The organism is Pseudomonas juntendi (assembly GCF_009932375.1).
Lineage (GTDB): Bacteria > Pseudomonadota > Gammaproteobacteria > Pseudomonadales > Pseudomonadaceae > Aquipseudomonas > Aquipseudomonas juntendi.
On sequence record NZ_BLJG01000218.1, the window covers coordinates 1 to 9300 of the forward strand.

Sequence of the window (9300 nt, forward strand, 5' to 3'; positions counted from 1 at the left end):
AGGCCGGCACAGTCAACCCGACTGCCTCAGGCATGTTCAACGAAGACGTCAGTAAATACTTGCCCCCGCGGCACGCCGGCAATGAACAGCCGCCGCGCAAACCGGTCCACACTCCCCGCTGCCCCACACACCAGCGCCACCGTCTGCCGCGAAGGCGGGCGCAACCGCGCCAGCGCTTCATCCATCTGCTCTTCCAGGACCAGCTCGACCTGCACGCCTTGCAGCTGCATCAGGGGTTCAGCCAGATAGTGCCCGGCGCTGTTGCGCGCCACATGCAGCACCCGAATCTCGCCGCGATGCCCCTGCCGCACGGCCTCACGCAAGATCCCCCACAACGGCGCAAGCCCGGTTCCGGCTGCCAGCAGCCAGAGCGGCCGATCCTGCCAATCCAGGTCGTAGTGCAACGCACCCCCCCTGAATTCGCCCAGGCGCAGCACATCTGCTACCTGCAAACCACGAGCCTTGTCGCAAAAAGCGCCGGGGCGCCGGCAATCGATGTGAAACTCCAGGAAGTCATCTTCCCCCGGCAGGCTGGCCAGTGAATAAGGCCGCGCTACCGAACCATTCCACAGCACCACATGCTGCCCCGCCTGGTAACGCACCGCCCGCTCGGGCCGTAGCCGTACACGCAACACGTCACCGTACCAGTCCAGCGCACAGACGTGCGCCGGCACACCATCGCGCTGCGGGTCGAACAACGCAACCTGCAAGTCCTCGATCACCCTGCACTGGCAAGCCAGGCGCCAGCCCAGGGCGTGCTGGTCCAGGGCCAGGGCCTCAGGCATGGCGTCCAGCGGCTGCCCGGCCTGGCAGTGCACCAGGCAGGCGTGGCAGCTTCCGGCGCGGCAGCTGTAGGGCACGTTGAGCCCGGCCTCGTTCAGGGCATCGAGCAGGTTGCTGCCGGTCGGCACCGCCCAGCGGTGCTCGCCTACGCAAAGTTCGGGCATCTTCAGGTATCTCTTCCCGCTTCAGGTTGTGGGGGGCGCTCTGCGCGCCCGTCGATAGTAAGGCCAACCACAGGCGTCAGCAGCAAAAAGGATGCCCAGCCTCAACCGACCAAGGTCCAGACCACTCGCAGGTGTGTCACGCGGTGAGGCACGCTATACTGCCGCGCCCTTTTGCGTCGGCCATGCTGCCGGCGCGCCTTTGCAAGGCGTCTCGACATGCTGGTCGGCACCGTCGAGCGTCTCTATGAATGTTCCCGTCTTTAAGAGGAGCGCGCTGCATGACCGTGATCAAGCAAGACGACCTGATTCAGAGCGTCGCCGACGCCCTGCAATTCATCTCGTACTACCACCCCGTCGATTTCATCCAGGCCATGCACGAGGCCTATCTGCGCGAAGAGTCGCCTGCTGCCCGCGACTCCATCGCCCAGATCCTGATCAACTCGCGCATGTGCGCCACCGGCCACCGCCCGATCTGCCAGGACACCGGTATCGTCACCGTGTTCGTGCGCGTGGGTATGGATGTGCGCTGGGACGGTGCCACCCTGAGCGTCGACGACATGATCAACGAAGGTGTGCGTCGCGCCTACAACCTGCCTGAAAACGTCCTGCGTGCCTCGATCCTGGCCGACCCGGCCGGTGCCCGCAAGAACACCAAGGACAACACCCCGGCCGTTATCCACTATTCCATCGTGCCTGGCGACAAGGTCGAGGTCGATGTCGCCGCCAAGGGCGGCGGCTCGGAGAACAAGTCGAAGATGGCCATGCTCAACCCGTCCGACTCGATCGTCGACTGGGTGCTCAAGACCGTACCGACCATGGGTGCTGGCTGGTGCCCGCCTGGCATGCTCGGCATCGGCATTGGCGGTACCGCCGAGAAGGCCGCGGTCATGGCCAAGGAAGTGTTGATGGAGTCCATCGACATTCATGAGCTCAAAGCCCGTGGCCCGCAGAACCGCCTGGAAGAAATCCGCCTGGAGCTGTTCGAGAAGGTCAACCAACTGGGCATCGGTGCCCAGGGCCTGGGTGGCCTGACCACCGTGCTCGACGTGAAGATCATGGACTACCCGACCCACGCCGCTTCGCTGCCGGTGTGCATGATCCCCAACTGCGCCGCCACCCGCCACGCGCACTTCGTGCTCGATGGCTCCGGCCCGGCCGAGCTGGAAGCGCCATCGCTGGACGCCTACCCGGAAATCGTCTGGGAAGCCGGCCCAAGCGCACGTCGCGTCAACCTCGACGATATCACCCCGGAAGAAGTCGCCAGCTGGAAGCCGGGCGAAACCATCCTGCTCAACGGCAAGATGCTGACCGGCCGCGACGCCGCGCACAAGCGCATGGTGGAAATGCTCAACCGTGGCGAAGCGCTGCCAGTGGACCTCAAAGGCCGCTTCATCTACTACGTTGGCCCGGTCGACCCGGTCGGTGACGAAGTGGTTGGCCCTGCCGGCCCGACCACCGCGACCCGCATGGACAAGTTCACCCGCCAGATCCTCGAGCAGACGGGCCTGCTGGGCATGATCGGCAAGTCCGAACGTGGCCCGACCGCGATCGAAGCGATCAAGGACAACAAGGCCGTATACCTGATGGCCGTGGGCGGCGCTGCCTACCTGGTAGCCCAGGCTATCCGCAAGTCCAAGGTACTGGCCTTCGCCGAACTGGGCATGGAAGCGATCTACGAGTTCGAGGTCAAGGACATGCCAGTCACCGTTGCCGTAGACAGCAACGGTGAGTCGGTGCACATCACTGGCCCGGCCCTGTGGCAGAGCAAGATTGCCCAGAGCCTGGCAGTCGAAGTCAAGTAAACCTGATGTAACAGCGGCGCCTGCTTCGCGGGTGAACCCGCTCCTACAGGGACCTCATGTCCCCGGTGGGAGCGGGTTCACCCGCGAAGCAGGCGCCTCTGCTTTCAACGCACTCTGTCAAACTGCTCTGGCCAGTCCCTGCGGGTAAACACCTGCCCTTCCCGCCGCACCCGCCGTACTTCCTCAAGGTCCACGTCACACACCAGCCACTGGCTTCTGCCCGGCTCCAGCGCTGCGCTCAAGGCAACCACACCGTCCCCCGGCATGCCATGGTCCGGAGGTACGAACAACCCTGCCCGGCCAATATTCTCATCCAGCGCCGGCGACCAGGCCGCCAGCCCTACCGTCGGGCTCTGCAACACCGCTATCTGGTTCTCCAGCGCCCGTGCCTGGGCACCGATGCGCACCCGGTGATAGCCCGCCTCGGTGTCGGTGCAGCTCGGTGCCAGGATCAGGTCGGCACCCAACTCGGCCAACTGCCGGGCCAGCATCGGGAACTCATTGTCGTAGCAGATCAGAATGCCTACACGCCCCAGTGCAGTATCGAACACCCGCAGCCCCTGGCCGGCGCTGATGCCCCACTGCTCTCGCTCGAAGCGGGTCATCATCAGTTTGTCCTGGTAGCCCAGCGGCCCCTCGGGACCGAACAGCCAGGCGCGGTTGCGGTAGGCACCGTCACTGTCCAGCACCGGCACGCTCCCCGGCTGCAGGTAGATGCCCCAGCGCCTGGCCATGCGTTCACACAAGGCTGCCCAGGCGCCGATCAGCGGTTGGATCCCGGCAATCGAACCCAGCAGGTCGCCCCGCTGTTCACCCTTCAACTGGCCGCTGAGTACCAGCCCGGCATACTCGGGCAGCAACAGCAAACGGGCGCCCGCCGCCACCGCTTCGGCGCACAGGCCCTGCAGGTGATCGGCGTAGGCGTCCCAGGTTTCATGCAGTTCGATGGCGTACTGGCAGGCCGCCAGGCGGATCATACCGGCAGTTCCTTCAGCCAGAACGACATCAGCTTGTCGGAGCTTTCCTGCTCGTCCAGGTCACGCCAGGCATAGCGGGTGCGCAGCGACGGGTCGTGCAGGAAGCCGCGGTTACGCCAGAAGCCATGCAACGGCTTGTAGTCTGCAGGCCGGCGCGGGTGTACACCGGGCCGCTCGACCGCACAGAACGCGCAGTAGTCGAACTCGGCCAGTTTGTGGGCATAAGACTCGCGTTCGATGAAGAAACGCACGCCCAAACCTTGGCCGCGGTACTCCGGCAATACCAGCGACTCACCAAAGTAATAAACGCTGGCCGGGTCCCGCCCCTGGGCCAGGAACGGCTGCTGGAACTCCGGGGCCACGTCCACCAGCGGCAGGCCGGTAGATGCACCCACCACCTGGCCTTGGTCCAGCGCCAGCACCACCAGGCTGCGCCCGGAACGGGCATAGTTGGCCAGGTAGTCGGCTTCGTACTCCGGGGTGCCGTCGTACAGGTAGGGGAACTCGCGGAATACGGTGAGGCGCAAGCGAGCGAGGTCATCGATATAGGGCGCGATAGCGGCGCCGTGCAACAGGCGTATTTCCATGCTTGGCGGTCGTTTTGTCGATGTGGATGACGCGCTCGGCTAAGCCGGGCTTGAGGGGGAACCGTATCATCCGGGGCAACGACCCGCCTTTTCCCTACACGACAGGTATTGTTCCATGACCGCTACCGAACTGGTAAATGCGTACTACGCCGCCTTCAACGCCGGCGACATGCCGGGCTTTCTGGCACTGCTCAGCGAAGACGTGATCCACGACATCAACCAGGGCGAGCGGCAGATGGGCAAGGCCAGGTTTGCAGCGTTCATGGACAAGATGAACCGCTGCTACCGCGAGCGCCTGGCCGACATCGTGGTCATGCAGAACGCCGACGGCAGCCGTGCGGCGGCGGAGTTCACCGTGCATGGCCAGTACCTGGCCAATGACGATGGGTTGCCGCCGGCGAACGGGCAGACCTACGTGCTGCCGGCCGGGGCCTTCTTCTACATCCATTGCGGCAAGATTGCCCGCGTGACCAACTACTACAACCTCAATGACTGGGTTGAACAGGTAGGTTGAGCCTGTACGGGCCTGTTCGCGGGTTCACCTGCGAACACCCCTGTCAGGCGATGCGGGTGCCCAGCACCTTGAGGAAGGCCGCCAGCCACGCCGGGTGCGCCGGCCAGGCCGGGGCGGTTACCAGGTTGCCATCCACATGGGCCTGGTCCACGGCGATGTCGATGAACGTCCCACCCGCCAGCCGCACCTCCGGCGCACACGCCGGGTAGGCGCTGCATTCGCGCCCTTCCAGCACCCCGGCCGCTGCCAGCAACTGCGCACCATGGCACACTGCTGCAATCGGCTTGCCGGCCTGGTCGAACGCCCGCACCAGTTCCAGCACCTTCTCGTCCAGGCGCAGGTACTCCGGCGCCCGGCCACCCGGGATCAGCAGCGCGTCGTAGCGCTCGGGCCGCACGCGCACGAAATCGAAGTTCAGGGCAAAGTTGTGCCCGGGTTTTTCGCTGTAGGTCTGCTCACCCTCGAAATCATGAATCGCGGTACGCACGGTCTGCCCCGCCAGCTTCTCCGGACACACCGCGTGCACCGTGTGGCCGACCATGCTCAGTGCCTGGAACGGCACCATTGCTTCGTAATCCTCGACGTAATCGCCGACCAGCATCAGAATTTTTTTCGCCGTCATCGCACACACTCCTTCGCTCGCCCGTGAACAGTCATTGCACGATAGCCGCTATCAGTCGCGGCGGTCGAGCAGGTTCACCACCAGCCGGTCGAGCCAGCCCCAGATGCGCTGCTTGACCCGCCGCCACAGCGGCCGGGCGTGCCAATGGGCCAGGTCGACTTCCTCGCTCAGGGCAAAATCGCGCTCGAAGCTGGCGACCACGGCCGCCGTCAGCGGTGGGTCCAGTGCCTCGATGTTGGCTTCCAGGTTGAAGCGCAGGTTCCAATGGTCGAAGTTGCAGGAGCCAACGCTGACCCAGTCGTCCACCACGGCCATCTTCAGGTGCAGGAAGCACGGCTGGTACTCGAAAATGCGTACACCAGCGCGCAGCAGGCGCGGGTAGTAGCGGTGCCCGGCATACCTGACCGAGGGGTGGTCGGTGCGCGGCCCGGTCAGCAGCAGCCGCACGTCCAGGCCCTTGCTGGCGGCCCGGCGTAAGGAACGGCGTACACTCCAGGTTGGCAAGAAGTAGGGCGTGGCCAGCCATACCCGTTGCTTGCCGCTGTTCAGGGCGCGCACCAGCGCGTGCAGGATGTCCTGGTGCTGACGGGCGTCGGCGTAGGCTACCCGGCCCATGCCCTGCCCCTGCGCCGGCACCTTGGGCAGGCGCGGCAAGCCAAAGCCCTCGGCGGGGCGCCATGCGGTGCGGCGGTTGTTGGCATGCCACTGGCGGTCGAACAGCAATTGCCAGTCGGCCACCACCGGGCCTTGCATCTGTACCATGACCTCGTGCCAGTCACTGCGCGCCTGGCCGGGTGTCCAGAACTCATCGGTTACGCCCGTGCCGCCGACCACGGCCCAGCGCTCGTCCACCAACAGCAGCTTGCGGTGGTCGCGGTACAAGTTGCGCAGGCCGCGCTTCCAGCGTAGGCGGTTGTACCAGCGCAGGTCCACGCCCGCCGCCAGCAAGCGCTGGCGTAGCGTGCTGTTGAAGGCCAGCGAACCGTAGTCGTCGAACAGGCAGCGCACTCGCACACCCCGCCGGGCCGTGTGCTCCAGCGCTTCGACCACCGCCTCGGCACAAGCCCCAGCCTCGACCAGGTAGAGTTCCAGGTCTACCTGCGACTCGGCGCGCTCGATCGCCGCAAGCATGCGCGGAAAGAACTCGGGGCCGTCGATCAGCAACTCGAACTGGTTACCCTCCCGCCAGGGAAATACCGGACCCGGCATGTCAGCGCGCGGTGAAAATCAGCACCGCATTGACCGGCACCGACGGGTTGATGGATTTGAGCTTGGCAAACTTGCGCAGGTTTTCCAGCCCCGGCAGCAGGCCAAAGTCCTCGGCACGCAGCAGCAGTGGCTCGAGGGTGACCACCTGGAACCGTCGCGCATCCAGGCGGGTTGCCAGCAACAAGGCGTTGTAGCGGTGCGACTGCCCGTGCAAGGTGACCGTCAGCGGCAGGCGCAGCTCGATCTGGGCACCATCGGCCAGGTCATTGATCGGACGCAGGTCGATTTGCGCCTTCACCGTGGCCTCGGCAAAGCGGCCGACCTCGAACAGCTGGTCACGCATCTGCTCGTCACGCAGGGGGATGCCACTGCTGACCGAATCCATCTCGATGCGCAAGCCCGCCACGCCCTTGTTGTCGACCGAACCATGCAGCACCAGGAAGCGATGCACTTCGGCGGTATCGCCGTTCTTGCCGGTAATGAACGACAAGCGCGAAGACTCGCCATCGAGGTGCCAGTTGGCATGGGCGGGCAGGCAAACAGCCAGCAACAGGGCGAAGAGCGCGGAGGGCAACTTGAACATGACAAATCTCAGAAAACCAAGCCGCCAACCTTACCCGCCCGCTTTAGCGGCAGCAAGCGGCGTGCCCTGCTGGGGCTTGCGCACTCATGCAGAGCCCACAGCAGACCAGGCCTTGTACAGCCGTTTCTCCCGCGCCGCCGCAGCCAGCGCCATCACTCCCTGATCCCGCTGCCACAGCTCGGCCCAATGCGCCGGCCCCGCCGCCAACGCCGCGTCTACCTGCGGCCGCAGGGCCTGGAATGGCACGTACAAGCCCCAGGGGTTGTCACGCAAGCATCACCAAAGCTTCACCGGGGTGACACCGCGTCTACCTAGGCTGACTTTGCACAACAAAGCCGACCGGCCGCAACCCTTCATGGCTGGCTTATGGAGACTCGCAATGACTCGGATCGCTCACGCTGGCGACAACAGCACTGAACGCCGCCTGCAAGCCGAACGCCTGGTTGGCGCCAAGGCGCTGCAAGAAGCCCAAGCCTTGCGTTACCAAGTGTTCAGCGCAGAATTCAAGGCCAAACTCAAAGGTGCCGAGCACGGCCTGGACATGGACGACTACGACGTGCACTGCCGCCACATTGGTGTACGCGACCTGAGTACCGGCAAGCTGGTGGCCACTACCCGGCTGCTTGACCACCAGGCCGCCAGCAGCCTGGGGCGTTTCTACAGCGAAGAAGAATTCCGCCTGCACGGCCTGTTGCAGCTGCAAGGGCCGATCCTTGAACTGGGGCGCACCTGCGTAGCCCCCGCCTACCGCAATGGCGGCACCATTGCCGTGCTCTGGGGCGAGCTGGCCGAGGTCCTCAACGAAGGCCGCTACCGTTACCTGATGGGCTGCGCCAGCATCCCCATGCAGGACGGTGGCGTACAGGCCCAGGCCGTGATGCAGCGCCTGCGCGAGCGCTACCTGTGCACCGAGCACCTGCGCGCCGAACCGAAGAAGCCGCTGCCGAACCTGGCGCTGCCCAACAACGTCATCGCCGAACTGCCACCGCTGCTCAAAGCCTATATGCGCCTGGGTGCTAAGATCTGCGGCGAGCCGTGCTGGGACGAAGACTTCCAGGTCGCCGACGTGTTCATCCTGCTCAAGCGCGACGACCTGTGCCCGCGCTACGCCCGCCACTTCAAGGCGGCAGTCTGATGCCCAGGCTGCGGGTGCTGGCCCGCGTCTGCAGGCTGCTGCTGGTCATGCTGCTCGGCGTGCTTATGGCCAGCGTGATCGCCGTGGGGCAGCGGCTGGGCCTGAAGGCCTCGCTCGAACGGCGCCAGCGCTGGACCTGCCTGTTCATGAAACGCCTGGTCGCAGCCCTGCCCTTCGACGTGCAGGTGCGCGGGGCGCTGCCGCAGCGGCCGATGTTGTGGGTCAGCAACCATGTGTCATGGACCGACATCCCCCTGCTGGGCATGCTGATGCCCCTGTCATTCCTGTCCAAGGCCGAAGTGCGCCAGTGGCCGCTGGCCGGTTGGCTGGCAGAACAGGCCGGCACGCTGTTCATTCGTCGTGGGGGCGGCGACAGCGAACGGCTGCGCGAGCAGATTGCCAGGCAACTGGGCCTGGCCCGACCGCTGCTGATCTTTCCTGAAGGCACCACCACCAGCGGTCACGCCTTGCGCACTTTCCATGGCCGCCTGCTGGCACCGGCCATCGACCGTGGCGTAGCGGTGCAGCCAGTGGCTGTCCAGTACCTGCGTGACGGTCAGATCGACCCGGTTGCGCCCTTTGTTGGTGACGATGACCTGGTGGCGCACCTGCTGCGCCTGTTCGCCCAGCCACGTGCGCAGGTGTGCATTCACCTGTTGCCGCCGATCGGGACCGTGGGCAAGGAACGTGCGCTGCTGGCAATGCAGGCACAGCAGGCGATTCACCTGGCGTTGTATGGGTTCGAAAACGTCGAGGCGGCGCCACGGCGGCAGGCGCGGGCTGCCTGATCTCTATCTCATGTTGCGGCCCTATCGCCGGCAAGCCGGCTTTACAGGTACTGCGTTGGCCTGCAAACCTGCAGTGAACTTGTGGGAGATTCTATGGTTCCTGGCAAGGGTGGCCGGAGCATCTTCAGCGCCTGTG

General features: G+C 65.1%; 10 protein-coding genes and 1 pseudogene. 4 read left to right on the forward strand and 7 right to left on the reverse strand.

Features of this window, described 5'->3' with window-relative positions:
- Positions 1–26: 26 nt before the first annotated feature.
- The gene (locus GYA94_RS22345; protein WP_029887344.1) at positions 27–947 is read right to left on the reverse strand and encodes an iron-sulfur-binding ferredoxin reductase; all 921 of its coding nucleotides are present in this window, start codon (positions 945–947) and stop codon (positions 27–29) included.
- Positions 948–1225: 278 nt separating this feature from the next.
- Between GYA94_RS22345 and GYA94_RS22350 the strand changes: the two genes are divergently transcribed.
- On the forward strand, positions 1226–2749 hold the full coding sequence (locus GYA94_RS22350) for a fumarate hydratase (RefSeq protein WP_009685641.1): 1524 nt from the start codon (positions 1226–1228) through the stop codon (positions 2747–2749).
- Between the two features lie 104 nt (positions 2750–2853).
- Here GYA94_RS22350 and GYA94_RS22355 read toward each other — a convergent pair whose 3' ends face one another.
- Together GYA94_RS22355 and GYA94_RS22360 are read right to left on the reverse strand one after the other, a co-directional pair.
- Complete coding sequence (locus GYA94_RS22355) at positions 2854–3726, reverse strand: carbon-nitrogen hydrolase family protein (protein ID WP_110675671.1); 873 nt, start codon at positions 3724–3726, stop codon at positions 2854–2856.
- Positions 3723–4313, reverse strand: a complete 591-nt coding sequence (locus GYA94_RS22360; RefSeq protein ID WP_009685643.1) for a GNAT family N-acetyltransferase — start codon at positions 4311–4313, stop codon at positions 3723–3725. The genes GYA94_RS22355 and GYA94_RS22360 overlap by 4 nt, the downstream gene beginning before the upstream one ends.
- Before the next feature lie 115 nt (positions 4314–4428).
- On the opposite strand from GYA94_RS22360, the gene GYA94_RS22365 reads away from it, so the two are divergent.
- On the forward strand, positions 4429–4827 hold the full coding sequence (locus tag GYA94_RS22365) for a nuclear transport factor 2 family protein (protein ID WP_029887342.1): 399 nt from the start codon (positions 4429–4431) through the stop codon (positions 4825–4827).
- Positions 4828–4870: 43 nt separating this feature from the next.
- Here GYA94_RS22365 and GYA94_RS22370 read toward each other — a convergent pair whose 3' ends face one another.
- The 4 genes and pseudogenes from GYA94_RS22370 to GYA94_RS22385 all read right to left on the reverse strand — a co-directional run.
- Positions 4871–5449, reverse strand: coding sequence for a DJ-1/PfpI family protein (locus GYA94_RS22370; protein WP_009685645.1), 579 nt, complete (start codon positions 5447–5449; stop codon positions 4871–4873).
- A gap of 51 nt (positions 5450–5500) precedes the next feature.
- Positions 5501–6658 carry a phospholipase D-like domain-containing protein gene (locus tag GYA94_RS22375; protein WP_161893126.1) on the reverse strand — a complete coding sequence of 386 codons (1158 nt, stop codon included), beginning with the start codon at positions 6656–6658 and terminating at the stop codon, positions 5501–5503.
- Between the two features lies 1 nt (position 6659).
- Positions 6660–7241: a YceI family protein gene (locus GYA94_RS22380; RefSeq protein WP_009685647.1), complete on the reverse strand. Its 582-nt coding sequence runs from the start codon at positions 7239–7241 to the stop codon at positions 6660–6662.
- Positions 7242–7325: 84 nt separating this feature from the next.
- Positions 7326–7496 (reverse strand): annotated as a pseudogene (locus tag GYA94_RS22385) (acyl-CoA dehydrogenase); the annotation flags it as partial.
- A 124-nt stretch (positions 7497–7620) separates the two neighbouring features.
- Between GYA94_RS22385 and olsB the strand changes: the two are divergent.
- The gene (gene olsB, locus GYA94_RS22390; RefSeq protein ID WP_029887338.1) at positions 7621–8376 is read left to right on the forward strand and encodes an L-ornithine N(alpha)-acyltransferase; all 756 of its coding nucleotides are present in this window, start codon (positions 7621–7623) and stop codon (positions 8374–8376) included.
- A complete protein-coding gene (locus GYA94_RS22395) occupies positions 8376–9164 on the forward strand; it encodes a lysophospholipid acyltransferase family protein (protein ID WP_161893127.1) in 789 nt (262 codons plus the stop codon). The genes olsB and GYA94_RS22395 overlap by 1 nt, the downstream gene beginning before the upstream one ends.
- The last annotated feature ends 136 nt before the right edge of the window (positions 9165–9300 follow it).

Bases quoted from the DNA above. Each gene is read 5' to 3' on its own strand.
- GYA94_RS22345 (WP_029887344.1), bottom strand. From the start codon at position 947: ATGCCCGAACTTTGCGTAGGCGAGCACCGCTGGGCGGTGCCGACCGGC.
- GYA94_RS22350 (WP_009685641.1), top strand. From the start codon at position 1,226: ATGACCGTGATCAAGCAAGACGACCTGATTCAGAGCGTCGCCGACGCC.
- GYA94_RS22355 (WP_110675671.1), bottom strand. From the start codon at position 3,726: ATGATCCGCCTGGCGGCCTGCCAGTACGCCATCGAACTGCATGAAACC.
- GYA94_RS22360 (WP_009685643.1), bottom strand. From the start codon at position 4,313: ATGGAAATACGCCTGTTGCACGGCGCCGCTATCGCGCCCTATATCGAT.
- GYA94_RS22365 (WP_029887342.1), top strand. From the start codon at position 4,429: ATGACCGCTACCGAACTGGTAAATGCGTACTACGCCGCCTTCAACGCC.
- GYA94_RS22370 (WP_009685645.1), bottom strand. From the start codon at position 5,449: ATGACGGCGAAAAAAATTCTGATGCTGGTCGGCGATTACGTCGAGGAT.
- GYA94_RS22375 (WP_161893126.1), bottom strand. From the start codon at position 6,658: ATGCCGGGTCCGGTATTTCCCTGGCGGGAGGGTAACCAGTTCGAGTTG.
- GYA94_RS22380 (WP_009685647.1), bottom strand. From the start codon at position 7,241: ATGTTCAAGTTGCCCTCCGCGCTCTTCGCCCTGTTGCTGGCTGTTTGC.
- olsB (WP_029887338.1), top strand. From the start codon at position 7,621: ATGACTCGGATCGCTCACGCTGGCGACAACAGCACTGAACGCCGCCTG.
- GYA94_RS22395 (WP_161893127.1), top strand. From the start codon at position 8,376: ATGCCCAGGCTGCGGGTGCTGGCCCGCGTCTGCAGGCTGCTGCTGGTC.